A 24,191-nucleotide genomic window follows, 5' to 3' on the forward strand; every position below is an offset into this window, starting at 1 on the left:
TTTGTTTATCGCGTAGGAAGTATTAATGACACAAGTTATTATCATCGTTATTATTGTTGCTATTTTAATAGCACTAGGTTCAGGTTTATTGGGCATGCTTAGAGGTGGGTCAGCTGGCTCAGATAAAATGTTTAAATCATTAGTGATACGCGTAGTCTTGTCCTTATTCTTGTTTATCTTAGTTATGTTTGCTGCGTTTATGGGTTGGATAGAACCAAATATGGTTATGATGGATGTGCCCTACTTAAGTGATTAAACGCACTATTTTTATACCTGCAGTTTTAATACTTTTAAGTATTTATGGACTAGCATCGTTAGGATTTTGGCAACTTGAGCGTGCTGATGAAAAACGAGCAATTGAGCATGGAATTATCTTGGCGCAACAAAACCCAACTCAATTGGTAACAAACATAGATGAGTTATTAAATAAAGAGCATTATCAAGTTTTACTAAAAGGTCATTACGACACCAACAAACAATTTATTTATGATAATCAAATTGTTAAAGGCAATGCAGGTTATTATGTGCTCACGCCATTCATTTTAAGTGATAAAACTGCTATTTTAGTAAATCGAGGTTTTGTACCTTGGTATGGAAAGCGTGAGCAATTGACTGATATCAAACTAGATAATTTGCCAAGAGTTATTAAAGTAGAGTTGATTAAGCCTGTTGAACGCATTAGACTTAAGCAACAACCAATCAAGCCAAATTTTCCGATATTAATTCAATCTTTGAATTTGGACGAATTATCCACGATATCTGATTATCAAATTATTACCATGTTGGCACGTCTTGATGTTAAAGCCAGTGATGGTTTTTTCAGACAATGGCAGCCTTTTTACGGCAGTATTGATAAGCATTTAGGCTATGCATTGCAATGGTTTTTAATGGCCTTGGTGTTAGGCATTATTGCCTTGAAATTATTGATCAAAAATTGATTTATACCAAGCAACCACGATGCAGTTGACTACAACATAAGCGTTAGTGTAGAATCCGAGCCTATTTCTTGTATTGAAAGAACTGGATATTAACTAAAAATAGAGAGGACTATTGATGAATTTAACAAAAAAGTATGATTTGGATGTTGTTAAATGGTTTGCTATTATGGCATCTGTTTATTTAGTATTAGGCACATTGTTTGGGGTATATATTGCTTCTGAACTAGCCTTCCCGTTTCTTAATGATTTAGGTACAAATTTACCTTATTTCCAATTTGGTCGATTGAGACCTTTGCACACTAACACTGTTATTTTTGCTTTTGGGGGTTCGGTGCTGATGGCATCCGCTTTTTATATTGTACAGCGTACTAATCAAACCCGCCTTTGGTCCAATAAAATGGCTTGGTTTACGTTCTGGTCATGGAATACTGTGATTGTTTTAGCGGTCATTACGCTGCCTTTAGGTTTGACCCAATCCAAGGAGTATGCAGAATTAGAATGGCCGGTTGATATTTTAATCACCTTGTCATGGGTTACTTATTTATATAACTTTATTATGACTATCCACATTCGTGATCGTAATAAAGTGCCACACGTTTATGTGGCTAACTGGTTTTTTATGGGTATGATGATTATGGTTACTTATCTTCATGTGGTTAATAATTTATCCATTCCAGTGAGCGCGTTTAAATCCTATTCAATTTTTTCTGGTGTGCAAGATGCAATGATTCAGTGGTGGTGGGGCCATAATGCTGTTGGCTTTTTCTTGACAGCAGGTTTCTTAGGCATTATGTACTATTTTGTGCCAAAACAAGCTCAGCGTCCCGTATATTCTTATCGTTTGTCAGTGATTCATTTTTGGGCACTAATGTTTGGTTATGTTTGGTTAGGTGCGCACCATCTTCAATATACAGCATTGCCAGATTGGGCAGGCTCATTGGGTGCAACAATTTCACTAGCCATGATTATTCCATCATGGGGTGGCGCACTTAATGGTATCTTGACGTTATCAGGTTCTTGGGATCGTTTACGTGAAGATTACATCTTGCGTTTCTTGATTATGTCTTTAGCATTCTATGCCATGAGTACATTTGAAGGACCAGTGATGGCGGCGAAGACAGTTAATGCCTTGTCGCATTACACGGATTGGACGATTGGTCATGTACATTCTGGTGCATTGGGTTGGAATATTATGGTGGCAGCAGGTGCGATGTATCATATGATTGAGAAAATCTATAACGTGAAAATGTCACAAAAACTCTTAGGCATCCACTTTTGGGTGCATACGATTGGCACGGTGGTTTATATTGTGGCGATGTGGGTATCGGGCATTATGCAAGGCTTGATGTGGAGAGCATATGATGAGTACGGCACATTGGCTTATACGTTTGCCGAGTCAGTATCAGCCATGCATCCTTATTATGCCATGAGGGCTGCAGGTGGTGCATTGGTATTAGTAGGCGCAATTATCATGTTAATTAATATTGTGACAACTATTCGTAGATCAGGCGTTGGTCAAACGGCTAATGCATAAAGAGGAAGCCGGACTATGACAAATAAAAACGTAAAAGAAAGTTTACAAGTTAAGCTGGAAAAGAATATTTTTGGCATGTATTTGTTTATGGCACTATCGGTGTCATTAGCAGGTATTGTAGAAATTGTTCCTTTGTTTACTAATCCTGAAGCAGTTAAAGACGAAGTGATTACAACTGATGGCAGTATAAAAAGTTTATTATGGATTCGTTCTGAAGGTCAAGCATTGTCTGATTGGAAATCTGGTGATGGTGTAAGGCCTTTAACTGCTTTAGAATTAGCAGGTCGTGATATTTATCAGCGTGAAGGTTGTTATTTATGTCATTCACAAATGATACGTCCATTTAGAGATGAAAAAGAGCGCTATGGCCATTTCTCTCTAGCGGTGGAGTCAAAGTATGACCATCCGTTTCAGTGGGGTTCTAAAAGAACAGGCCCTGATTTAGCGCGCGTTGGCGGTAAATATTCTGATGAATGGCATATTTTGCATTTACGTCATCCACAAGCGGTTGTACCAGAGTCAGTCATGCCAAAATATCGTTTCTTAGAAAGTGCTTTGGTTGATGGCGAAACAATTGCTACACATATGAGTGGTTTGTCTAAAGTCGGTGTGCCTTATACGCAAGCAGATATTGCACAAGCGCCAGTTAGCGTTGAAGGCAAAAATGAGATGGATGCAATGGTGGCTTATTTACAATCATTAGGCAATATGATTAAATTTGAAGATGGCGTTACTTACAGAGAGTAATGACCTTAGTTGACAAAATTGGTGTTATTACGACGATTGTTATATTTCTGTTATTAGCGATTGCTTATTTTTATGCTTTTAGACCAAAAAATAAACAAAAATTTGAAGACTTACGCAACTTTGTGAACGACAAAGATTAAGTTAGGAGGAAAAAACAATGGGCGAACATAAAAATCCATTCCCAGGTGAGAACAATACAGGGCATTTTTGGGATGAAGAAAACGACATTAGAGAGCTAAATAATCGCCCACCAAGATGGTACATGCTGTCCTTATATATTGGCACACTTGCTATTGTGGTTTACACACTCTATTATCCAACCATTCCTTGGTCTGGTGAGCACAACAAAGGCTTTGCCAATTGGACGCAAATTAGCGAAATGAACGAAAGTGTTGCTCAATTAGAGGCTTATCGTGAAAAAAGATTTGCCGATACTGAAAAAGCCATTACTGAAAAATCATTAAAAGAAATTGTGCTTGATGGTGAGTTAAGAACTTACGCCATCAAAACAGCCAAGGTTCTATTTGGTGATAATTGTGCAGCTTGCCATGGCGCTGCTGGTCAGGGCAATGTAGGCTTTCCTGTTCTGGCTGATGATGATTGGCTATATGGTGGTAAGTTAGCACAAATTAGCACAACCATTGTTAATGGTCGTAAAGGCAATATGCCAGCGCGTATGCTGGACATTTCAGATGCTGATGCAAGCACATTGGCCACTTTTTTAGTTGAAACAGGCAAGGGTAAAAATGGTAATCCCAACCCAGCTTCTAAGGCCTTGTATATGAGTAAAGGTTGTATTGCTTGTCACGGCCCTGATATGAAAGGCAACCAACTCCTAGGTAGTGCTAATTTAAGTGACGGTATTTATCGTTTTAAAGCAGACGATCAACACGCATCAGTCGTGCGCACAATCTTACATGGCGTGGGTCAAGTGAATAATCCATTAACACAAGACGCTGTTATGCCAGCATTTGGACATTCAAGTGTTATTGACGCTGTGCAGATTAAAAAACTTATTGTTTATGTGCATCAGTTAGGTGGTGGTGTTGTTGTTAAATAAAGCATTTAACACCTCTACTATGAGGTGTTTTTTCCAATTTAAAAAAACTGAGAAAGAATTATTTAAAAGCTAATTCTTTTCAAAATATTTATTAACTTTGTGGGTATAATTCTCACTTTAATGCCGAAGTAGCACAGTTGGTAGTGCAACTGATTTGTAATCAGTAGGTCACCAGTTCGAGTCCGGTCTTCGGCACCATATTTAAAAGGGTTTGTAGTGATCACACTATGAGCCTTTTTTTATGCGTGTCGTAGTGGTGTCGTAACTAGGTTGTTTTTCACCCTAAAATCGTTCAATTTAGCACCCCACCCCCCAAACACCGTCTTTCTCTCTATACATAAGGTTACCTTCCCACAGTGGAGGGGAAAATTATTTTTTAGGTTGTTTTTGAGATACAATTAGACCTATGAAACTAAAAACACTACTACTATCTTCATTAGTATCATTAGGGCTGGCTATCAGCTATCCAACTCTATCCAACGAATTAACTCAAGCCAAGAAAGACTATTTAAACAAAGTCTCTGAGAAATTTAAGAGTCAGTGGAGAATCCCAAAAGCAAAAGATGGCTGGACTTGTGAAGTGTATATCTTGCAAGATAGAGATGGCAATGTATTGAAGAGTAATGTTAGTAAATGCAATACTGACGACAAGCGGTTTATTAGTCAAACTGAGAAAGCTGTCAAACTAGCATCGCCTTTTCCTAGAGCATCAGACGAAGTATTTACCAGTGAGTTGACTCTAAACCCGACAATAAAGGGTGACGTAGATGTTTCAAGGAGTCTACGAAAAAGAGCGTTAGACGGAGACCCAAAAGCTATAGAAATATATAACAATATAGGTGAACCATTAAGCAGTAATCATAAATAAAATTTGCCTAGCTTAAATACTAATAAAGAATAATATTATGGCGGAGACAAAACATCTTATACCTGGACCATTCTGGAGACTACTTGGATTCAAAGGTGGCTCTATTGATATTAGTGAAAAAGGAATAACACTACACAAAAGTGATAAAAGCTACTTTATTGATAACCATGCCTTTCTAAAGAAGGGGTTTGCTAAAGAAGGGTGGTTTAGTTTTGATCTAACATTTAATACCACAGAGGGTGAAATTAAGTTTGGCCCCCTATCCCACGCTAAAGCAACAGAAGCATACGAATGGTTGCAAAGTTATTGGTACAAAGAAATCTTCTCTGATATAAATACAACATTCAAGCAACTACAAAAAAGGCTTACGAGTCGATATATTAGAAGCTCTCAGTGGCCTGACATTGTAAGTGATGCACAATCTGCATTAAATAGATTTGTAGAGCCGCCTAACGAAGGCTTAGTAGATACTGATACTAAACACCCCTTTGACAGAATATATTACTACGCCCACATGGGAAAGAAAGACTTAAAAAAGTATCGTGATAAATATATAGAAACAAAGAAGAGAAGTTTTAAGAAGTATTTTGAGAATATCGAAGCTCACCCATTAACCAAAGACCAGATTGAAGCCTGCATCATAGATGAAGACAACAACCTAGTATTAGCTGGAGCTGGAACAGGTAAGACCAGCACTATGGTTGGTAGAGCTGGATTTTTGTTGGAAAGTAAACAAGCAAAACCTGAAGATATGTTGATGCTTGCGTATGGTAAGGAAGCATCCAAAGAGATGCAAGACAGAATGAAAGAACGAATAAATAGAGAGGATGTTGATATTAGCACCTTTCATAAACTAGGCATGAATATCCTCTCTGAAGTTGAAGGCGGCCAGCCCAATATTAGTAAATATGCTGAAGACAACAAATCTAGAAATAGCGTATTCAAACAAGATGTTGGCAAGTGGATTGACGAGCTATTAGAGGAGGACAGTTATAAAGATAAAGTTATTAAGTATTTTGAAGATTGCTTGTTTGTAGAAAAAAGTCCTTTCGATTTTAAATCACACGGTGAATATTATTCATATGTTGAAGATGATGACATACGCACCTTTAAAGGGGAAAAGGTCAAAGGTTATGGCGAAAGAGTTGTTGCAAATTTTCTTTTTGCTATGGGAATTGAATATGAATATGAGACTGAATATAAGGAGTCCGATACTAGAACTAAAGACTATAGAAGATATGAGCCAGACTTCTATTTACCAGAGCATGGTATTTATATAGAACACTTTGGCGTAGACAGAAATGGAAACACTGCACCTTATATTGACAGAGATACATACATTGAAGGCGCTAGATGGAAGCGTAAGCTTCATAAAGAGAATAAGACCAAACTTGTGGAAACTTACTTTTATGAACACATAGAGGGGATATTAAAAAACAGATTAACAGAGAGATTAAAAGCACATGGCGTTGAATTAAACCCTATTCCTAATGATGCACTTATTGAAACTTTGCGGGACAACAAAGAGATAACCAAGTTTTCGGATTTAATGGCTGAAATCATCAAGAGATACAAAGCCAACTGGTTTGAGCAAGATAAATTAAATAGAAAGATAGATTCTTCCCCATATAAAGAGCATTTAAATATTGCAAAAGAATTAATGATGCCACTATGGGACAGATATGAAAAGATATTAAGTGATAGTCATAAAATTGACTTTGACGATATGATTGGCAAAGCTTTAGAATATGTAGAGAACGGAAGCTTTAAGCCGCATTGGAAATATATCATGGTTGATGAGTTCCAAGATATATCAGACCCTAGGGCTAGACTAGTCCAAGCATTAAAAGAGAAATCAAATAACTGTTCTTTGTTCTGTGTTGGAGATGATTGGCAGGCTATTTCCAGATTTACTGGAAGTGATATTAGTTTTACAACAGGATTCTCAGAATACTTTGGGGTAACGAAATTTACCAAACTCAAGAAAACCTTTAGGTTCAATAATAGTATTGCAGAAGTGTCCTCACAATTTGTTCTAAAGAATCCTTTTCAAACCAAGAAATCAATAACCACCCTCAGCAAGGTTAAAAAGCCAGCCGTTTCTATACTTAGAGAAAGTAATAAAGTTGTTGCTGGAGACGACAAGGAACTACACTTACTATTAGGAAAACTCACTAAAGAACCAGATAACAACAAGGCTCCTTATTTGCTTGGTAGCTACATACAGTTAGACAAAGTGCTGCAAGCTATCAATAAATTAGACCGAAAGGTTTCTGTGCTAATCTTAGGAAGATATACATATACAACACCTAGCCCTGCAGAAATGAAACTGCATAAGGAGAAATTTCCTAATTTAGAATTGGAGCAACACACGATCCACAAATCAAAAGGTAAAGAGGCAGATTACGTTATTATTATGGGGCTACAGTCTGGAAAGCATGGATTTCCTTCAGAAAAAACAACTAATCCACTACTAGATGCCCTGCTGCCAACTCCTGAAGATTTTGAATTTGCAGAGGAAAGAAGATTATTTTATGTGGCAATCACAAGATCTAGAAAGCGTTCTTATCTAGTTGCTGATATGAGTACTTCATCAAAGTTTGTAAATGAATTGATTGAAGGTGATTATGAGATTGAGTTAAACGAATTTGATATTACGGAGGAACAAAGAATTGTTCACACGTTTCATTGTGTCGAATGTGAAACTGGAGTTATGCAACGAAGGATTAACGCAAAGAAGAAAACAACATTTTATGGATGCTCACATTATTCATTATGTAAATACACTGAAGATGGATGCCTGAAGTGTGGAGGTCGAATGAATCATCTAAATGATACAAATGGTAAGTATAAAATTTGCTCTGACTGTGACTATTGGATTCCAATATGTGTCTCTTGTGGTGGAGATATGAAGATTCAAGAAAACAAAGCTAATGGCAATCAATTCTGGGCCTGTTCTCATTTTTATGGGAAAGAAAACGCCTTGTCATGTGATTATACAAAAGGCCTGTCTGCAGTAAAACCTCCTGCAGGCTACGAAAAGACTATGGAAGAGCCAATTAAACCTAAAATTTCAAATAAAAAAGGCAGTATTACCAAGGAAGAACTTGAAGACAAATGGAGTAATAAGACATTTTTATCTCAAAAAGAAGCCTATGCTTATGCCAGTGAATTGGCAAAGGTGAGAAGGTCGACAGTTGATTGTATAGAAAAGGATGGATATTGGTCAGTGGAATTAAAGGAGAAAAAATAATCGATGAGTATGGGTGATATAGTTAAAAAGAGCAAGATATTAATAATTGACTGGGATTTTATTAGTGCCGACATGAAGGGTTGGTATGGTTTTCCCGTGCATGGGCATTTAGTAAAGAAGTGGCTAGATACGGGTACGTATGAAAGAAAAACTATGGATTTGTATAACAATATGCGTGCATCTTCCGTGTTTTCTACGCTACCAAGTGACAGTCCTATACGATGGTTAATCAGCATGTTTCGATGGTTTTACTTTAAGCAGAAAGACTATCTTGGAGTAGATCAATATGGTGAAGGACTTGAGGATGTTTTTGCCTCTGATCCAGAGTTGGTTGAACACTTATATAACGAATATTATCAATATTTTTTAGAGAACTCCAGTTTTACAATTAATGATCAAATTCAAAGACTGATTGATAGAAAACCAGACGATTGGGAGCTAGGTATTGTTTCATTGGATAGAACTAGAGAAGAAATTGAGTTAATTCTTTCAGATAAGTTTTCAGCTATCCAGGAATATAGAAAGATATTTGCCCATAGACTTTGCACAGACTCTCCAATTCGGTCTCACGCACCACCACCAATCCACGAAAGTGTTCAATTTGTATCTGAAGAGATAGATGCCTATAGTCTTAGGGATGATTTAGACGTGTATATATTATCCAATATAGAATTTAAGAAGCATCTATATTTCCCCCAAAAGATCAGTGTTATAGAGATATGGGGAGATAAGACTGTAGATGATTTTGATTTTAATAATCCTGACCAAGTTTTGGTTGAGCCGAACATTGAAAAAGTTTCAGAGAATACTGAGAATGGTCCAAAAAAGATTGCACACGCATATGATATTATTTTTAATAAATTTCCTTTTATACAGAAAACAAGAGATTTCTTTGAAGATACAGGAGAGATTATAGGTGGCGCACTTCTAGTGTACACATTGCTTGTGATTTTTATTTCATCAATATTAGACTGGTTTGGGTTGATAGATAGTTATTCAGATTCAATGATATATACAATAGGAATACCATTTTTTGTCATGCTAGCTGTATGGGTTGTTTTTTGGGGCTTGCTTTTAATATTTCTGATACTTACAGAAGTTCCTGTAGCTGTCATCAATCGTTTCTACGAAAATAAGGAGTTAGGTTTAGACACACGGGACGCCACCTGGAAAGCAGTAAAACCAGTTATTATATGGACACCAATATTGATATTGCTAGCCTATATTGTTTAAACATGAAATGAGTAATTGTGTCGAAAATCAACTAAGAATCAGATCAACTCAGTTTAATAAACTAGAAGAGTATTTAGAAGTTAAAGGCATTGTTGAGAAGTCTGGACAAACGTCAGATGGCCTAATCAGAATTTGTAAGTTTCCTAGCCAGGAATATGAAGATGTTGTGGGCGATGGAGTTGCTGAAATATCTATTGTTGGTAAGTCGACTCACTATGTAGGATTGTCTTTAAAACAAAGCAAAGGTTGCGCCCCTGGAACAGATACATTCTTCATTTGCCCTGATTGCAGTAATCGATCTAGATACCTATATTCTGTGCCAAGAGGATTGATGTGTTCTTCATGTGCAGGACTATATTATGAGGCTTCTCCGCAGCGGGCAGCACGAGGCTTTTCAATAGCCAGACACTTGCGTGCTAGACACGGATTAGGACGAGATAATGTCAAACCTAAATGGATGCATTACAAAACCTATGATCGCCTCATATCACGCTTGCACACGCTGGAAAGCAACCTGTTTACTTGATAGCAGTCTAACGAATTCTTTGTGCATTCTACTGTGAGGGTTAAGGTTGTCTGCATTCATACACATCTGCATCTACTCTCTAACTAGGGTAGGTGTGGGTAAAGGTAAAGGTACAACCTTAGCCAAAGGAGTAACTACCGTGCCAGGTAAAGGAACAACTATTGGCATAGGAACAAGTATGGGTAATCATATCCAGTCAACTTCACTATTTATTTCACAATCAATTTCTTTAATTATGCGTTCTGCTTTTGAATAATAATTCACCTTGCCTATATCTTGTTTCTTGCTGTCTTGTGTGACATCTGTAACTTGAATTAGGAAGCACTTATCATCAAACTTGGAATGAGGATAGTCTCCATCGTTGGCCTTTCCAAACAATCTTCTCCATTCTCTAATGTAAGCAGATTTAGTGCCGTTTTCCCATATAACCTCACCATCTGGATTAGGTTTTTTTGATGTTTTCAGATTGTAGTGACGAGTGAGATTTATATTGTTATATTCTCCAGATATGATCTCTAGGTGAAGTCTTGCTTTAAAACCCCATGGACTAGGCTTAACTTCTGATTTAATACACTTGGCCTTATATTCTCCTTCTGGGATTAACGGGTCATCATTGAGTTCACATTTGATATTGTTATTCATTGATTACGCCTCGCTGGTGGAATGAAATTTTTTACTGGTGAAGTATTCATCTAAGTCTGACACTTGATACCTAATAGACCTACTTCCTACCTTAATAAACAAAGGCCCATCACCTTCCCATCTCTTTCTACGAAACCATGCTTTGCTCATTCCGTATAGTTTTGACGCTTCCTTTTCATCTATGATTTTTTTACACATCACTTTTCCCTTGGTTGTTATGATGCGCTAAGTTTAGATACAGGTGGTCATTTGCCTATGGCGTAAATCTGTAGTTTTATAAAGAGGTTTTTAGCCACCTCTGCACCACCTTCTTATCTTTCCTTTTGTAAACTCTCCTTTTGAGTCATTAAATGCCGATGATATTAGTACTGACAGAGATTCCCAGTGCGGAGTTCCTGTTGCACCCCTTATTGTTTCTTCTAGTCTTCTGGCTAGGTATACAGCCCCTCTCAAGTATGTTGATTTTTCATTCATCCTATCAGCTAGAGTTGGAATGATTATAGATTTTGATATTGAATCTAAGTCTGATGTAATTTTTTTTAGTATTAAGTTATCGCCTGCTGAAAAATAACCATAATTGTACTTATATATTCTTTTAATATCTTTAGCGGTTTTTAATAAAGTGTCTTGCAATTCATCAGCATGTTGTTGTCTTTCCTTTCTTGTCATAAGGTGCTGTTGCTTTTCTGCATCTTCTACATAACCCCAAGCGCTAAGAGCCTCATCTATGATATTTGTAATGTCACCTGATTCTTCTACAGATTTATATAATTCCTCCCAAGCAAATTTTGATTGTTCATTTGTGATTGAAAAGAACATCTCTTCACCACGGTAATAAGACTCATAGTTTTTATGCTTAAAGTAGTTTTTAATTTCATCTGGCCACCAGTTTAGCAGCTTTGGATTTTGCAATATTTGTGGACGCAACATATCATTCATAATTTCACCTTGATATCAGCGGCTTCAATAATTGAATGTTCAATCTGTTGCATTGCTTTTCTAGGTCTTTCAATATCAAAACTGATATAACCACCAGTTACATCTTCATCGATAGCATGATTGACCAGGTGTTTAATAATAAATGACGACAGGTCTAAGCCTTCTGCAATGGTAATAAAAGTTCGACGAAGGTCGTGGATCATAAACTCAATCCCGCTTGTATTCTTTATATGACTTATTGCTCTTCGTGCTTCGGTTAAGTGTCCAGACTTACCGCCACCTGGAAAGATGAACTGCGAGTCAGAAGAAGATAGCTTCCTTATAAGAACATTGCCAATATAGTTTCCTAAGGGAAGTATATGATCCTTGCCATTTTTTGTTAGTCTTCCTGGTATGTTAATAAGCCTTCCCTTCAGATCAAACATTGACCACTCTAACGCTGCGCATTCGCTTCTACGCATCCCAGTAAATAGTAATAACATCAAGTAGTCTCTTGTCGTTTCATTACTGACAGTCTGTAGTGCTGACCACCAGTCTTGAAGTTGATACTTATGTATGACACTTTTACGTCTAGTCTTTTGATTCCACCTCTTTCTTTCAGTTAAAGCCGAGACAGGGTTCTCTGGAAGGCTTTTATTTTCTGCTCTAGTATGATTCCATATACCTCTTAAGAGTCTTGCAGCAAGGTCTGCATAATAAGGTCCGTGTGTTTCAGATATATCTAGATGCCAACTTAAAACCGCATTTGGCGTAATCGATGACAACCTTTTGTTTTTCCATTTAGACAATGCTCCTGGGTGGCTTGAGTCACTCTTAACACCTTTACGCCCACCTTTGCTTACGAATAGTCTCCGATAGTCATAAACAGTTTTCTTGGATAGGGGGCCTTTAGATCTTGGAGCATTTATATAGTTTTCGAATGCCTCACCTAGTAGTATTTTTTCAGATAAAACTATTCGTTTTTGCTCTAATGGGTCCTTGCCAGTGGCAACCTCTCCGAGCATCTTCTGAGCTTCTCTTCTGGCTTGTTCTACAGTTAGGTTGGGGTACGGGCCTATAGTGATTCTAGATTGCTTCCCATTGATTGTTTTCTCAATAATGAATGCCTTATAGCCACTTGAAGTTACCCTTATTCCAAAGCCTTTCAGGGTGTCATCCATGTAACGCCTCTGTGCAGACTTTCCTTCTGGAATAGGAAGAGAGTCAACCTTTCTTTTTGTGATATTCATGGCATTAAAATCTCGTGTCGTACTGGTGTCGTAAATAGAATTAATTACAGGTAGTAAACCTTCCTATTCAGTATAACACTTAAGCACCTATATATAAGGTATATTAGCACTCTGTAGCGCTTATTAACAAATGATATATATTGTTGTTCACTGATTTGTAATCAGTAGGTCGCCAGTTCGAGTCCGGCCTTCGGCACCATACCAAGTCTGATTAATAATAATCTTAGTTTTTATATCGTGTAGGTTTGATGGTAACCTTACAAAAAGCAAGAATGACTACTTATGAAGACAATGACTACTTATGAAGACGAGGTGGCGGCGTACATTTGGTTATTTTAGAAAAGAGTAAAGATAATATTAAGCATTGCTTTATTGTTGTCAAGTTATGGCGTGCTTGCAAAACTTAATGTTGATGGCGAGATAGAAAAGCTGTGCGTACAATATAAAAAAGAGTTAAAACAAAAAACATCATTAAAAAGCTCAATGCAGAACAAGAATTGATTAATGCTTATGTGGCTATTGTAGCGGTTCGTTGACAGTGCGATAAACTGGGTGTAGACTGTAAAATAGGAGAAGAAATAAAAAGCATCCAAAAAGAATTAATTAATATAGAGAAGAACTTTCTTTTCTAAAGATTTTCCAAATGTGGTATTGTCTTGCGCATGGTACGTAAAAACGAAGTAAGAGACTGTGTTGGTAGAGCTTAATTTATTACGTGATGATATTGACCCATTAACAGAATGGGGTGTAGTATTCCAGCAGTAGATCCTGATACAGTTGCTTTAGGTGGTTTGGTGCTAATATGACAGCAAGAGTTGTACAGAAAAGTATTGTGCTTTTTGGTTACCCAATGGAAGAGGTAGCAATTGAAGATAGACAAACCTTGCAAGATGACATCATTCACACCTTCAACTTCAACGTCGATGGTTATCGGGTCAAAAGATTTGCCCTTATCTGTTTAAGAACTTATTTTGTCGTAAATTCGCGCTTTGGTTTATTCTGGTCAAACCGTTAATAGTGGAATTGAACATACGCTCAGTCGCATTGGTGCACTGAAAAAAAATTACCTTTTTATTAGAATCCAGTGTGATGGCAGATATTAAGAAAGATAATATTGGTGAATCTTGGCGGTTTACGCTAACTTTTGCTGATTTTGGCAGTATTGCTATGTTCAATGCTGCTTATACAAGTAGTAACTTGTCTGCTACCAATCATTTTGGCGATGAGGCTGAATAATAACTACACTTATATTGTATCACCAATAGTATCAATATCTACTCGTGTCCCCATTGCTGAGGCTGAATTTGTTGGGTTTATTGCTAGTAGTTTAGAGAATAGTAATGCCACTTCTACTGTTTTGACGGTTTATCAATTTGGAATTAGCGCCCAAAGTGGGTTTTATCTATTGTTTGCTTATGTATTGATTGCACTTTTTTTGATTGATTTATAAAGCATCAATTATTGCCCGATATTATTACTTTATCATTGTTGTGGTTTTAATATTGATGGACATATTCATTTGCCTGATATGTTATTAATCGCTTCAGCACTTGGTATTTTATTCTTTTTTAGTATTATCTAGAATAATGCCATCCTTTTTAAGCTTTGCTAGCGCTCTTGAAAAGGACTCTGGCTTCATGGCTAAATAAGCAGCAGTTAAGGATTTTGAATAAGACAATTCAAATGTGTTGTTAATTTTGCTATGTACCAAGTACCAGCCTACTTTTTCTTTGGTGGTTTTTTAAACGAAATCTACGAAATCTGCAGCCACATCATAGTTAGGAGAGAAATGCATTGGTAAAACGACGTCTGTTTTGTTAATAAATATGCAGTACAATTTTACACCCCTTTCGTCAATTTTGGTTAGTTTAAACACCCCTTCATAATTAATATAAAGTTTAGAAGGCAGTTAATCGTATTCAGAGCTTTGAACAAACCAAATCAGTGGTGGATTTGATTTGCTATTTTGAGTTTAGTTTTACTAAAATTGGACAAACTTTTGATATTGTCTTTGCAGACAACTTGCTTGAGTTGAGTGAGATGGTTGAGGATGGTTTGCTTGAAATAACAAACCACTAAATTAAGGTAATGGATAAAGGTCAGTTATTGATTCGTAATATTTGTATGGTGTTTAATGCGTACCTTGCTTTGAGCAAGACCCAGTTTTTAAAAATTATCTAAGCACATCAAATTCTGGTGCAAGGTTTAGCTCAAAAGCGTTTGCTTTGATGCTTGGATTGATGCTGACTGAATCAAAGGTAACTAAAATTGTTTGATCCAGTTCATTGTTAAGCGAAATGGCTTGTAGCGTGTTATTTTTAAAACCAAAGCTCAATTGATTGGCTTGCTGGGTGCTATACCAATCAATCTTATCTTGTGTATGTGTATATTGTGGCGTACGGTTGATATCGCTAAGTCGATTAATAAGCCAATATAGTGGCGTTTGTGTTAAATCGGTTGTTTGTATTAAACTGGCCTGTTCTAATTCAATATCGACCAGCCACAGTTTAGTATTATTTAACAGTAGTATTTGCTTGTTTGGTACTAGTGTGTGCCAAATGAGTTGTCGAGGGCGTTTAAATAACAAAGTGCCAGAAGAGCTGGCTAGCAGCACGCCTGTATTGCTATAGGTGCTTTGTGTAAAGTTGGCACTTAAACGTTCAAATGAATTAAAAAAATTAGAAAACTCGTGATTACTGCTGGTAAAGCTAAAACTAGAAAATATAAGTATTAGAGTGCTTAAAAATTTAATCATTAGTATTAATGGGTTCAGGTACTAACACTTGGCGATTTCCAGCACTGTTCATGCTGCTTACCACACCACTGGCCTCCATGTCTTCAATAATACGCGCTGCGCGGTTATAGCCAATACGCATGCGACGTTGTAGGCTAGAGATTGAAGCACGGCGTGATGAGGTTACAATTTGCACTGATTCGTCATACAAAGCATCAAGTTCACCTGAGGTGCTTGAAGTGCTGTTTGAGACTTGTGAATCATCTGACTCACTATGGGCGTTAAGAATACCATCTAGATAATTAGTTTTAGAATTTTCTTTTAAGAAACTAACCACACGTTCAATCTCACCATCATCAACAAAGGCACCGTGTACACGAGTAAGGTGTGACATGCCTGGTGTCATATATAGCATATCGCCCATACCGAGTAATTGTTCAGCACCACCTTGGTCAAGAATGGTACGCGAATCAACTTTTGAAGAAACTTTAAAAGCAATGCGTGTGGGTATGTTGGATTTAATCAGACCAGTAATAACATCCACACTTGGACGTTGCGTGGCAATGATAATGTGAACGCCTGCAGCTCGAGCTTTTTGTGCTAAGCGCACAATGAGTGCCTCAACACGTTTGGCCTTAGCGCGATCTTCTTGGGCGAGTGCACCAAGCATATCGGCGTATTCATCAATCACCAGCATAATCAGCGGTAGCGCTTCTAACTCAGGCGCTGTCTCATCTTTATCGGCAGTGTTTGGATTGAATGATGGGTCAAGCAAAGACTCGCCTTTATTCTTAGATTGTTTGAGTTTCTCATTAAAGCCTTCAATATTACGTACGCTAAACTTAGCCAATAACGAATAACGACGTTCCATTTCATTAACACACCACCACAAGGCAGAAGCAGCTTGGTTCATATCTGTTACAACAGGCGTAAGTAAGTGTGGAATATCAGCATAACAAGCCAGTTCAACAATCTTAGGGTCAATCATAATAATGCGCACTTCTTCTGGCTTGGCTTTGAGAAGCACACTTAGAATCATTGCATTTAGTCCGACTGATTTACCCATGCCAGTTGCACCAGCAACAAGCAAGTGTGGCATTCTTGCTAGATTGGCAATAATAGGAATGCCATTAATATCCTTGCCCAGACCCATAGTTAAAGCAGAGCTAGATTTAATAAAATTTTCAGAAGCAAGGATTTCTTTAAGACTAATTATTTCACACTGTGCATTCGGAATTTCCAAACCAATAACGGGCTTACCAGGGATAACATCAACAATACGCACACTTTCAACCAACAGAGCACGAGCTAAGTCTTTGTTAAGGTTTATAATTTGACTGACCTTAACACCAGGTGCAAGTGATATCTCAAATTGAGTAACCACAGGGCCAGGCGTAATTGTAGTGACTGACACATCAAAGCCAAAATCTTTAAGTTTGATTTCAACTTGGCGCGACATGTCTTCTAACGCTTGCTTAGAATAACCTGTGGTATGTTCAGTTGGTTCGTCAAGTAAATCTAGGCTTGGTAAACCAGTAATGGTTGTTGTATTAAATGAGTTGGGAGAGGTAGCTTTTTTAATGCTCTTATTTGACCTTTCCTTTCCTTTCTTTATTTTAGTAAGTACACTTGGTTTGGCGTTTGATTGTTTGGGAGTGGTAGAAATCTTTATAGCTTTTTTGGTTTTAGCTTGTATTCTAATGTCACGTATTTTTGTAAAGAGACGATTCAACACGCTACCAGTAGAGGAGAAAATAGAAATCCATGAAGTGTTACTAGCAATACTAAAACTAATCATCATGATACTGAGATAAATAATGAGTGCTGCCGAGCCAAATAAAATACCAAAATAACGATGCATGGTAATGCCAATATAGCCACCAGAAGCACCTGTGTCTGTGAAGTTTTGAGTTAAAAATGCTGCACTAAAAGCAATCAATGTGATAAGCGCGATAAAACGAAAGGTGCTTACTGAGTATCTTGGCTTTTCTTGATTGGTGTGTTTGTGAATATTCCAACCTAGCCATATGAATGAGATTGGTATTAAATAGGCGCTATAACCTAAGATGGATAAGGAAATATCACTTAAATAAGCGCCAAATACACCCGAAAGATTGGCAACCGGTGCAACTAGAGCAACATCACCCGACCAAGGATTTTCGTTAGCAGAGTAGGTAAATAAGGCGGATAAAAAAATAAGACCCATGGTACTTAAAAAGATAAACAGCATTTCACTGGCTATTTTGGTGCGAGGTTTTTGTGGGTATCTTTTTGTGCTTATTTTGTTATTCTTTTTCAAGGTGGTTTATAATGTTTCTGAAGTATCCATAAAGTATAAAGTATTCATATGAGCGAAAATAAACATTGTAAAGTATTGATTGTTGGTTCAGGCCCTGCGGGTTATTCTGCTGCAATTTATGCAGCTAGAGCCAATCTTAACCCCGTTATTGTAAGTGGTATGGAACAAGGTGGCCAGCTGATGAGTACCACGGATGTGGATAATTGGCCTGGAGATGATGCTGGTGTTCAAGGCCCAGACTTAATGGCACGTATGAAAAAACATGCCGAGCGTTTTGATACACAAGTCATTAATGACACCATTACATCAGTTGATTTTGCCAAACGCCCTTTTGTTTTAAAAGGCGAGGCAACTACTTACACGGCGGATGCAGTAATTATTGCAACGGGCGCAAGTGCGCGTTATTTAGGTTTAGAGTCAGAAGAAAAATTTAAAGGCAAGGGTGTATCTGCTTGTGCAACGTGTGATGGATTTTTCTATCGAAATCAAAGGGTGGCAGTGATTGGTGGCGGTAATACAGCGATTGAAGAGGCGTTGTTTTTGTCAAATATTGCTGATTACGTTACCATTATTCATCGCAAGGATAAATTTTCTTCTGAAAAGATTTTATCTGACCAGTTAATTGAAAAGGCAAGAACAGGCAATATTACCATCGAATATAACCACAATCTTGATGAGGTGTTGGGTGATGCCATGGGTGTGACAGGACTTCGTTTAAAAGACAATGATGGAAAGACAAAAGACATCAATGTACATGGTGTGTTTATTGCTATTGGGCATACGCCCAATACGGCTATTTTTGAAGGGCATTTAGAAATGGCTCATGGTTATATTAAAGTACAAAGTGGCATACAAGGCAACGCAACGCAGACTAGTGTAGAGGGTGTATTTGCAGCAGGTGATGTGTCAGACTATATTTATCGTCAGGCGATTACTTCAGCTGGATCGGGCTGTATGTCAGCATTAGATACTGAGCGATTTTTAGGCGAATAAACTTTTTTTAGGTATAATTCTAATTTTTTACCTAAAAAAAGGGTGTAAATGGCTACATAGCTCAGTTGGTAGAGCAAGGGACTGAAAATCCCTGTGTCCCTAGTTCAATTCTAGGTGTGGCCACCATATTCAATTAAGCGTACTGAAGTGCGTTTTTTGTTAAGGTCATCAGTCAAAAAAATTCTATTTTACGAAACCATCATTTTATCGATTTATTATGCAGCCCTATAGGGTATTTAAGTTTAAAAGTAGCAGGTAATGATGATGTTTGGTGTATTATATAATAAATATTAGAGTTTTATTATATAATAAGTTTGCAATATTATTATTATAATGATATAATACTCGCATGTCGCCACTCTCTCCCCCCCCTTCTTTATAGAGATAATGTGGTGACATGCTCATTTATTTAGAATACGTTATTAAAAATAAAACACATATTTTTTATCATTAGGCACACTCACACTCTTTGAAGTTTCTGGTTAATAAGTTGCGTTTTCCAACTAGTGTAGTATTTCAGGGCTAATCTAGTTTTGAGCAATCTTCCTCATTGTCACAAGTAAGTCAGTATCAAGTTTTGATATTTCGTACAAACCTTTAATCATCTTTAGGGCGGTCTTTCATCTGTGGTTGAGATTTTTTGCAAGCTTAAGCCTACTAAATAACCCTGACACATTGTAATAGCTGCTAGGTTTTACGCAAGCAAAGCCGCATAAAATATCATGCGCACTAGTAGATGATGCAGTGTGGTTTCTAATTAATTAAAGTTAAGTTTATTACTTATAATTTGTTAGCAAGAATTTGCATGACTGCCATACGTACTGCAATGCCATTAGTAACTTGTTGTAAGATGATTGATTGATTGCCATCAGCCACGCTTGAGTCAATCTCAACGCCACGATTAATTGGGCCTGGATGCATTACAATGGCACCTGGTTTTGCCAATGCTAGGCGTTTTGGTGTGAGTCCAAAATTATCAAAGTATTCTTGTTCGTTGGGGATATCGGCTTCAATCATACGCTCTTTTTGTAATCTTAATACGATTACCACGTCGCAATTTTTAAGCCCTAGCTCAATGTTACCAAAACGTTTAATTGCTGAATAAGGCTTCAAATCATATTGTAAGACTTTTGGAGCAATGAGGCGAATATCAGTTGTGCCTAGCGTTTTAAGTGCTTGAATATCAGAGTGAGCAACCCGTGAATGCGTGATATCACCCACAATAGCGACTGATAAATCCTCAAATGTTTTTTTGTATTGGCGAATACTGAGCATATCAAGCAGTGCTTGAGTTGGGTGGGCATTAATGCCATCGCCTGCGTTTAGAATGGAGACATCTTTTAAATATTGTGCCACGTGGTGTGGCAGGCCGTTTTGTTTGTGGCGAATCACAAACATATCAATTTGCATGGCTTTAAGTGTGCGCATGGTGTCAAGCAAATCTTCATTTTTTTTGAGTGCTGAGTTGGCAAGATCAACGTTGATGATATTAGCACTACTGCGCATTGCAGCAATTTCAAACGTGTTACGTGTACGCGTTGATGGCTCAAAAAATAAATTAGCAATAGACATATCATCTAGTGCTTTGGATTTTCTTAAATTGCCAGAAGTATCAATTAGGCTATCGGCCTTATCGAGAATGTGCGTTAAGTGCTGTTTAGAAAGACCTTCAAGACCTAATAGATGAATTAATTGATCAGAGTCATCTAGTTGGATGTGGTTACTAATCAAATCTTTTTTCATTGAGCCATGTTTGTAATATTAACTGTGATGATTGTTTGTCGACATCGCCACGTTGTGCATTGTGATGATGATGATTGTATTTTAAAAGTTTTTTAGCTTCATTTGAGGATAAATATTCATCGATCAATTCGACCTCAATTTGGTAGCGATTTTTTAACTTTTTGCCAAATGATTTAGCGATAAAAGTCATTGTCTGTTCTTTGCCTTTTTGGTCAAATGGCAAGCCAACAATTAACTTGTTAATATTATGGGCACTAACAACGTCATCAAATGCAGCCCAATTGGTTGAACCATTTTTATGGTGTTTAATCACCTTAATGCCCGTTGCTTGTGCGGTTAAACTATTGGCGATTGCAACGCCAGTACGCTTAGTACCAACATCAAATCCCAAGTAAGTGTTAATACTCACTGAAGTTGTTGTAATAATTGATAGCCAACGTAGCCATCAATTGGTAAGTTGTTTGCTTTTTGGTAGGCTCGTGTTGCACGGCGGGTTTTTGGTCCTGGTATACCATCAGGTTCGCCTGTATCAAAGCCAAGTTGATTTAGTGCAGTTTGAATTTGTTTAATATCAACCCGACTCAGTGAAGGCTCGGTAATAGATTTTGAAAATAATTGATTTGCCCCAGTTAAACGATCAGACAAATGTCCCACAGATAGTGCATACAAGATTGAACGATTCCACCTAAGAATGGCGTGAAAATTTCGATAAACTAAGAATGTTGGACCGTTATGGCCCATTGGCAATATGAGGGAGGCTTGCATGTTTGAATTGGGTAAATTAGTGTTATTAGTTGTACGCACACCTAACGTCTGCCATTCATTGACTGTCTTTTTAGTGCTTAAATTTGCCAGATGATAATTAAAAGTTTTAGGAATGTTAACCTCACGACCCCAGCGTTCGCCTTGGTGCCAACCAATCTTTTTTAAAAGGTGTGCTGCACTTGCAAAAATATCCGCTTGCGTGTGCCACAAATCAATCTTTCCGTCAGTGTTAGCGTCTATGGCGTAAGCGGCAACATTGGTGGGCATAAATTGCATGTTTCCCATTGCACCTGCCCAAGAGCCTTGGGCATTTAAAGGTAGTTTTTTCTCATCAATCAATTTGAGTAAAGTTAATAATTCATGGGTAAAAAACTTACGTCGGCGCTTGTCAAAACTTAGTGTGGCAAGTGAGCGAATTAGATGCATTTTGCCAACATTTTTGCCATAATTGGTTTCTAAGCCCCAAAAAGCCACAATAATTTGTGATGGCACGCCGTATTTTTTATAATTTTCTTGTAGGAGTTGTTGGTGTTGTTGAAGCTTTATCACACCTTTATCAAGCCTATTTTGACTCACTCTTAAGTTTAGGTAACGCCAAAAATTAAGGTTAAATTCTGCTTGATTGCGGTCATATTCTAATACTTTTGGGTTTGGCGTTAAATCATTAAAAGCACCATCAAGTGTGGCTTGCGAAATGCCTAATTTTGTGGCTTGCAAACGAATGTTGCTTAAGAACTGTGCAAAACTATGCGTGTTGGATGAGCCTTGGGTATCATCTGCATATACAAAGGATATCAGTAGCAAACAAAAAATAAATCTTAACATGCTAAAATTATAATGCCTAAATTGTTGACAATTTTTATCTTTTTATCTTTAAGTGCTTGCGGTGTTGATGAAACAACACAAATCATCACCGGCACTACAATGGGCACTAGTTATAGTATCAAAATCAACAATAATCATGTTTCAAAACCAGTCATTAATAAACATCTTGATGAAATTGAGCAGATATTTTCTACTTGGAATGAAGCTTCTGAGCTTTCGCAATTGAACGAAGCGCCGATTAATCAGTGGATAAAAGTGTCAGATGAGTTGTTTTTTGTTTTAAGTCAGGCAAAAAAAATACACAGGCAGACGCAAGGTTTTTTTGACCCCGGTATGGGTCGTTTAATTGATGTTTGGGGTTTTGGTGCTGTTAGGGTTGGTGCAAAACCCAGTCGGGAGAACATAGTTCAAGCATTGGCAATCTCATCTATTGAATATTTACGTTTGAGTAATTCACGAGTTAAAAAACTTAAAGATATTCATATTAATTTGTCTGCCATTGCTAAGGGCTATGGCGTGGATGCACTGACAAATATGCTTATTAAGCAAGGATTTAAAAATTTTATGGTGGAAATTGGTGGCGAGGTGATGGCTCAAAGTCAGTGGACGATTGGTATTGAAAAGCCAAATCATGGCATGCCAATTGCCATTGAATTGCAAAACCAAGCCATTGCTACCTCAGGGGATTATCGCAATTATCTCAAATGGCAAGGAAAAAAATATCAACACATTCTAAATCCTAACACAGGCTTGCCGGTTAATACCGATCTAAGTTCTGTTAGTGTGATTCATAACAGCGCCATGATGGCAGATGCTTATGCAACTGCAATGATGGCAATGGGTAGTCAAAAGGCTAAAATATTAGCACAACAACTTAATCTATCAGTGGTGCTTATTTTGAACCAGCAACATGCTTTTAAAGTGCTGAAAATCAATTAAGACAAAATCTTGGTTATAATCTAAGTGTTTGTTTTGTAATTGATTAAAATAAAAATATGCCTAACTATAGACCACTTGCTGAAACGTTAAGACTAAAAAGTTTAGATAATTTTTTTGGTCAATCATATCTGTTAAACACTCAGTATCCATTTCGCCAAGCGATTGATAATCACCGATTGCATTCTATGATTCTATGGAGCCCATTAGGCACAGACAAAACGACTTTAGCAAGGATTATTGTCAGCCAAGTTAAAGGATATTTTGAACAATTAAATGCCGTGTTAGATGGGGTGAAAGAATTGCGAGCAGTGGTTGAGAATGCTAAGAAATTTCAGAAAATTGGCAAACAACCGCTACTGCTTGTGGATAAGATTCATCGTTTTAATAAAACCCAGCAAGATGGGTTTTTGCCACATATTGAATCGGATTTATTACTGCTGATTGGGACAACAATTAAAAATCTTTCTTTTGAAATTAATAAAGCGTTACTTTCGCATTTAAGCGTTTATATACTAAATGCGCTAAATAACAGGAACTTGAGCAAATATTACAAAGAGCGTTCAGGCATGAGTCATTAAACTTTGCCAAATTAAAGTGCTTAGAATGCAGACTATTAGTGCAAGTAGTGGTGATGCACGTCGATTGATCAATATTGTAGAACAAATTTCTTTGTCAGGATTAACCTTGTTAAATGTTGAATCGCTCAATCAGCTATTACAAGACAAAATTAATATCTTTGATAAGGGTGGCGATGTTTTTTATCAACAATTGTCTGCTTTTCATAAATCAGTACGTGGTTCGTCTCCTGATGGGGCTTTGTATTGGATGGCAAGAATACTGATCCAGATGCGCTAGAAATTACACTTAATACCTTGGGATGTATTTACGGCGTATAGGCGCTAAAGAAGACAATCGAGCCCGGGG

General features: G+C 37.3%; 28 protein-coding genes and 2 tRNA genes. 20 read left to right on the forward strand and 10 right to left on the reverse strand.

Translation table 11 applies throughout. From position 1 onward, the window contains the following. The first annotated feature begins 25 nt into the window (after positions 1-25). From HUE58_RS05830 to HUE58_RS05880, 11 genes are all read left to right on the forward strand, one after another. On the forward strand, positions 26-256 hold the full coding sequence (locus HUE58_RS05830; protein WP_174606051.1) for a twin transmembrane helix small protein: 231 nt from the start codon (positions 26-28) through the stop codon (positions 254-256). Then, positions 249-938 carry an SURF1 family protein gene (locus tag HUE58_RS05835; protein ID WP_174606052.1) on the forward strand — a complete coding sequence of 230 codons (690 nt, stop codon included), beginning with the start codon at positions 249-251 and terminating at the stop codon, positions 936-938. Before HUE58_RS05830 ends, HUE58_RS05835 begins: the two co-directional genes overlap by 8 nt. A gap of 115 nt (positions 939-1,053) precedes the next feature. Beyond that, positions 1,054-2,472 (forward strand): cytochrome-c oxidase, cbb3-type subunit I, encoded by a 1,419-nt coding sequence (gene ccoN / locus HUE58_RS05840; protein WP_174606053.1) that lies wholly within the window; start codon positions 1,054-1,056, stop codon positions 2,470-2,472. 15 nt (positions 2,473-2,487) lie between these two features. Continuing rightward, positions 2,488-3,219, forward strand: a complete 732-nt coding sequence (gene ccoO / locus HUE58_RS05845) for a cytochrome-c oxidase, cbb3-type subunit II (protein WP_174606054.1) — start codon at positions 2,488-2,490, stop codon at positions 3,217-3,219. Further along, positions 3,219-3,359 (forward strand): cbb3-type cytochrome c oxidase subunit 3, encoded by a 141-nt coding sequence (locus HUE58_RS05850; RefSeq protein ID WP_174606055.1) that lies wholly within the window; start codon positions 3,219-3,221, stop codon positions 3,357-3,359. Before ccoO ends, HUE58_RS05850 begins: the two co-directional genes overlap by 1 nt. 17 nt (positions 3,360-3,376) lie before the next feature. Then, positions 3,377-4,279 carry a cytochrome-c oxidase, cbb3-type subunit III gene (gene ccoP, locus HUE58_RS05855; RefSeq protein ID WP_174606056.1) on the forward strand — a complete coding sequence of 301 codons (903 nt, stop codon included), beginning with the start codon at positions 3,377-3,379 and terminating at the stop codon, positions 4,277-4,279. 122 nt (positions 4,280-4,401) lie between these two features. Next, positions 4,402-4,477, forward strand: a tRNA-Thr gene (locus tag HUE58_RS05860). Positions 4,478-4,685: 208 nt separating this feature from the next. After that, on the forward strand, positions 4,686-5,147 hold the full coding sequence (locus tag HUE58_RS05865; protein ID WP_174606057.1) for a TonB C-terminal domain-containing protein: 462 nt from the start codon (positions 4,686-4,688) through the stop codon (positions 5,145-5,147). A 37-nt stretch (positions 5,148-5,184) separates the two neighbouring features. Then, positions 5,185-8,400, forward strand: coding sequence for a UvrD-helicase domain-containing protein (locus HUE58_RS05870; RefSeq protein ID WP_174606058.1), 3,216 nt, complete (start codon positions 5,185-5,187; stop codon positions 8,398-8,400). Between the two features lie 9 nt (positions 8,401-8,409). Beyond that, positions 8,410-9,633 (forward strand): hypothetical protein, encoded by a 1,224-nt coding sequence (locus tag HUE58_RS05875; protein WP_174606059.1) that lies wholly within the window; start codon positions 8,410-8,412, stop codon positions 9,631-9,633. Positions 9,634-9,640: 7 nt separating this feature from the next. Beyond that, positions 9,641-10,159 carry a hypothetical protein gene (locus HUE58_RS05880; protein ID WP_174606060.1) on the forward strand — a complete coding sequence of 173 codons (519 nt, stop codon included), beginning with the start codon at positions 9,641-9,643 and terminating at the stop codon, positions 10,157-10,159. Positions 10,160-10,345: 186 nt separating this feature from the next. Here the strand turns inward: HUE58_RS05880 and HUE58_RS05885 are convergent, their stop codons facing one another. From HUE58_RS05885 to HUE58_RS05895, 4 genes are all read right to left on the reverse strand, one after another. Next, positions 10,346-10,801 carry a hypothetical protein gene (locus HUE58_RS05885; protein ID WP_174606061.1) on the reverse strand — a complete coding sequence of 152 codons (456 nt, stop codon included), beginning with the start codon at positions 10,799-10,801 and terminating at the stop codon, positions 10,346-10,348. A 3-nt stretch (positions 10,802-10,804) separates the two neighbouring features. Then, positions 10,805-10,999, reverse strand: a complete 195-nt coding sequence (locus HUE58_RS07420; protein WP_422851472.1) for a helix-turn-helix transcriptional regulator — start codon at positions 10,997-10,999, stop codon at positions 10,805-10,807. Positions 11,000-11,089: 90 nt separating this feature from the next. Beyond that, entirely contained in the window at positions 11,090-11,740 is a 651-nt protein-coding gene (locus HUE58_RS05890; protein WP_174606062.1) for a hypothetical protein, read from the reverse strand. Next, on the reverse strand, positions 11,737-12,969 hold the full coding sequence (locus tag HUE58_RS05895; RefSeq protein ID WP_174606063.1) for a tyrosine-type recombinase/integrase: 1,233 nt from the start codon (positions 12,967-12,969) through the stop codon (positions 11,737-11,739). The genes HUE58_RS05890 and HUE58_RS05895 overlap by 4 nt, the downstream gene beginning before the upstream one ends. Positions 12,970-13,771: 802 nt before the next feature. Here HUE58_RS05895 and HUE58_RS05900 point away from each other — a divergent pair. The 3 genes from HUE58_RS05900 (at position 13,772) to HUE58_RS05910 (ending at position 14,419) form a co-directional block, all read left to right on the forward strand. Next, a complete protein-coding gene (locus tag HUE58_RS05900; protein WP_174606064.1) occupies positions 13,772-13,984 on the forward strand; it encodes a hypothetical protein in 213 nt (70 codons plus the stop codon). A gap of 74 nt (positions 13,985-14,058) precedes the next feature. Further along, positions 14,059-14,205, forward strand: coding sequence for a hypothetical protein (locus HUE58_RS05905; RefSeq protein WP_174606065.1), 147 nt, complete (start codon positions 14,059-14,061; stop codon positions 14,203-14,205). Then, positions 14,192-14,419: a hypothetical protein gene (locus tag HUE58_RS05910; protein ID WP_174606066.1), complete on the forward strand. Its 228-nt coding sequence runs from the start codon at positions 14,192-14,194 to the stop codon at positions 14,417-14,419. The genes HUE58_RS05905 and HUE58_RS05910 overlap by 14 nt, the downstream gene beginning before the upstream one ends. Positions 14,420-14,527: 108 nt before the next feature. On the opposite strand, the gene HUE58_RS05915 is transcribed toward HUE58_RS05910, so the two are convergent. Next, positions 14,528-14,680: a helix-turn-helix domain-containing protein gene (locus tag HUE58_RS05915; RefSeq protein ID WP_174606067.1), complete on the reverse strand. Its 153-nt coding sequence runs from the start codon at positions 14,678-14,680 to the stop codon at positions 14,528-14,530. A 236-nt stretch (positions 14,681-14,916) separates the two neighbouring features. Here HUE58_RS05915 and HUE58_RS07180 point away from each other — a divergent pair, with 236 nt between their 5' ends. Next, a complete protein-coding gene (locus HUE58_RS07180; RefSeq protein WP_277998000.1) occupies positions 14,917-15,048 on the forward strand; it encodes a hypothetical protein in 132 nt (43 codons plus the stop codon). A gap of 94 nt (positions 15,049-15,142) precedes the next feature. On the opposite strand, the gene HUE58_RS05920 is transcribed toward HUE58_RS07180, so the two are convergent. Together HUE58_RS05920 and HUE58_RS05925 are read right to left on the reverse strand one after the other, a co-directional pair. Beyond that, positions 15,143-15,724 carry an outer-membrane lipoprotein carrier protein LolA gene (locus tag HUE58_RS05920; protein ID WP_174606068.1) on the reverse strand — a complete coding sequence of 194 codons (582 nt, stop codon included), beginning with the start codon at positions 15,722-15,724 and terminating at the stop codon, positions 15,143-15,145. After that, positions 15,717-18,002 (reverse strand): DNA translocase FtsK, encoded by a 2,286-nt coding sequence (locus tag HUE58_RS05925; protein WP_174606069.1) that lies wholly within the window; start codon positions 18,000-18,002, stop codon positions 15,717-15,719. The genes HUE58_RS05920 and HUE58_RS05925 overlap by 8 nt, the downstream gene beginning before the upstream one ends. A 48-nt stretch (positions 18,003-18,050) precedes the next feature. On the opposite strand from HUE58_RS05925, the gene trxB reads away from it, so the two are divergent. Both trxB and HUE58_RS05935 read left to right on the forward strand, forming a co-directional pair. Next, positions 18,051-18,995 (forward strand): thioredoxin-disulfide reductase, encoded by a 945-nt coding sequence (trxB, locus tag HUE58_RS05930; protein ID WP_174606070.1) that lies wholly within the window; start codon positions 18,051-18,053, stop codon positions 18,993-18,995. Positions 18,996-19,045: 50 nt separating this feature from the next. After that, positions 19,046-19,121 (forward strand) — tRNA-Phe (locus HUE58_RS05935). A 654-nt stretch (positions 19,122-19,775) separates the two neighbouring features. Here HUE58_RS05935 and HUE58_RS05940 read toward each other — a convergent pair. The 3 genes from HUE58_RS05940 to HUE58_RS05950 are packed head-to-tail and all read right to left on the reverse strand — an operon-like array spanning position 19,776 to position 22,328. Next, positions 19,776-20,738, reverse strand: coding sequence for an aspartate carbamoyltransferase catalytic subunit (locus tag HUE58_RS05940; protein WP_174606071.1), 963 nt, complete (start codon positions 20,736-20,738; stop codon positions 19,776-19,778). Beyond that, entirely contained in the window at positions 20,719-21,147 is a 429-nt protein-coding gene (gene ruvX, locus HUE58_RS05945; RefSeq protein ID WP_174606072.1) for a Holliday junction resolvase RuvX, read from the reverse strand. The genes HUE58_RS05940 and ruvX overlap by 20 nt, the downstream gene beginning before the upstream one ends. After that, positions 21,144-22,328 carry a lytic murein transglycosylase gene (locus tag HUE58_RS05950; RefSeq protein WP_174606073.1) on the reverse strand — a complete coding sequence of 395 codons (1,185 nt, stop codon included), beginning with the start codon at positions 22,326-22,328 and terminating at the stop codon, positions 21,144-21,146. Before HUE58_RS05950 ends, ruvX begins: the two co-directional genes overlap by 4 nt. Before the next feature lie 12 nt (positions 22,329-22,340). Between HUE58_RS05950 and HUE58_RS05955 the strand changes: the two genes are divergently transcribed. Genes HUE58_RS05955 through HUE58_RS05965 form a run of 3 tightly spaced genes read left to right on the forward strand, consistent with a single transcriptional unit; the run spans position 22,341 to position 24,122 of the window. After that, positions 22,341-23,267 carry an FAD:protein FMN transferase gene (locus HUE58_RS05955; protein ID WP_174606074.1) on the forward strand — a complete coding sequence of 309 codons (927 nt, stop codon included), beginning with the start codon at positions 22,341-22,343 and terminating at the stop codon, positions 23,265-23,267. A gap of 56 nt (positions 23,268-23,323) precedes the next feature. Further along, positions 23,324-23,845 (forward strand): AAA family ATPase, encoded by a 522-nt coding sequence (locus HUE58_RS05960; RefSeq protein ID WP_174606075.1) that lies wholly within the window; start codon positions 23,324-23,326, stop codon positions 23,843-23,845. 25 nt (positions 23,846-23,870) lie between these two features. Continuing rightward, positions 23,871-24,122 carry a hypothetical protein gene (locus HUE58_RS05965; RefSeq protein ID WP_174606076.1) on the forward strand — a complete coding sequence of 84 codons (252 nt, stop codon included), beginning with the start codon at positions 23,871-23,873 and terminating at the stop codon, positions 24,120-24,122. The last annotated feature ends 69 nt before the right edge of the window (positions 24,123-24,191 follow it).

Source organism: Candidatus Ruthia endofausta (assembly GCF_013342985.1).
Classification (GTDB): domain Bacteria; phylum Pseudomonadota; class Gammaproteobacteria; order PS1; family Pseudothioglobaceae; genus Ruthia; species Ruthia endofausta.

What these genes read in the sequence shown, in the direction of transcription:
- HUE58_RS05830 (WP_174606051.1), top strand. Translation starts at nt 26, where the DNA reads ATGACACAAGTTATTATCATCGTTATTATTGTTGCTATTTTAATAGCA.
- ccoN (WP_174606053.1), top strand. Translation starts at nt 1,054, where the DNA reads ATGAATTTAACAAAAAAGTATGATTTGGATGTTGTTAAATGGTTTGCT.
- ccoO (WP_174606054.1), top strand. Translation starts at nt 2,488, where the DNA reads ATGACAAATAAAAACGTAAAAGAAAGTTTACAAGTTAAGCTGGAAAAG.
- HUE58_RS05850 (WP_174606055.1), top strand. Translation starts at nt 3,219, where the DNA reads ATGACCTTAGTTGACAAAATTGGTGTTATTACGACGATTGTTATATTT.
- ccoP (WP_174606056.1), top strand. Translation starts at nt 3,377, where the DNA reads ATGGGCGAACATAAAAATCCATTCCCAGGTGAGAACAATACAGGGCAT.
- HUE58_RS05865 (WP_174606057.1), top strand. Translation starts at nt 4,686, where the DNA reads ATGAAACTAAAAACACTACTACTATCTTCATTAGTATCATTAGGGCTG.
- HUE58_RS05870 (WP_174606058.1), top strand. Translation starts at nt 5,185, where the DNA reads ATGGCGGAGACAAAACATCTTATACCTGGACCATTCTGGAGACTACTT.
- HUE58_RS05875 (WP_174606059.1), top strand. Translation starts at nt 8,410, where the DNA reads ATGGGTGATATAGTTAAAAAGAGCAAGATATTAATAATTGACTGGGAT.
- HUE58_RS05880 (WP_174606060.1), top strand. Translation starts at nt 9,641, where the DNA reads ATGAGTAATTGTGTCGAAAATCAACTAAGAATCAGATCAACTCAGTTT.
- HUE58_RS05885 (WP_174606061.1), bottom strand. Translation starts at nt 10,801, where the DNA reads ATGAATAACAATATCAAATGTGAACTCAATGATGACCCGTTAATCCCA.
- HUE58_RS07420 (WP_422851472.1), bottom strand. Translation starts at nt 10,999, where the DNA reads ATGTGTAAAAAAATCATAGATGAAAAGGAAGCGTCAAAACTATACGGA.
- HUE58_RS05890 (WP_174606062.1), bottom strand. Translation starts at nt 11,740, where the DNA reads ATGAATGATATGTTGCGTCCACAAATATTGCAAAATCCAAAGCTGCTA.
- HUE58_RS05895 (WP_174606063.1), bottom strand. Translation starts at nt 12,969, where the DNA reads ATGAATATCACAAAAAGAAAGGTTGACTCTCTTCCTATTCCAGAAGGA.
- HUE58_RS05900 (WP_174606064.1), top strand. Translation starts at nt 13,772, where the DNA reads ATGACAGCAAGAGTTGTACAGAAAAGTATTGTGCTTTTTGGTTACCCA.
- HUE58_RS05905 (WP_174606065.1), top strand. Translation starts at nt 14,059, where the DNA reads ATGGCAGATATTAAGAAAGATAATATTGGTGAATCTTGGCGGTTTACG.
- HUE58_RS05910 (WP_174606066.1), top strand. Translation starts at nt 14,192, where the DNA reads ATGAGGCTGAATAATAACTACACTTATATTGTATCACCAATAGTATCA.
- HUE58_RS05920 (WP_174606068.1), bottom strand. Translation starts at nt 15,724, where the DNA reads ATGATTAAATTTTTAAGCACTCTAATACTTATATTTTCTAGTTTTAGC.
- trxB (WP_174606070.1), top strand. Translation starts at nt 18,051, where the DNA reads ATGAGCGAAAATAAACATTGTAAAGTATTGATTGTTGGTTCAGGCCCT.
- HUE58_RS05940 (WP_174606071.1), bottom strand. Translation starts at nt 20,738, where the DNA reads ATGAAAAAAGATTTGATTAGTAACCACATCCAACTAGATGACTCTGAT.
- HUE58_RS05950 (WP_174606073.1), bottom strand. Translation starts at nt 22,328, where the DNA reads ATGTTAAGATTTATTTTTTGTTTGCTACTGATATCCTTTGTATATGCA.
- HUE58_RS05955 (WP_174606074.1), top strand. Translation starts at nt 22,341, where the DNA reads ATGCCTAAATTGTTGACAATTTTTATCTTTTTATCTTTAAGTGCTTGC.
- HUE58_RS05960 (WP_174606075.1), top strand. Translation starts at nt 23,324, where the DNA reads ATGCCTAACTATAGACCACTTGCTGAAACGTTAAGACTAAAAAGTTTA.
- HUE58_RS05965 (WP_174606076.1), top strand. Translation starts at nt 23,871, where the DNA reads ATGCAGACTATTAGTGCAAGTAGTGGTGATGCACGTCGATTGATCAAT.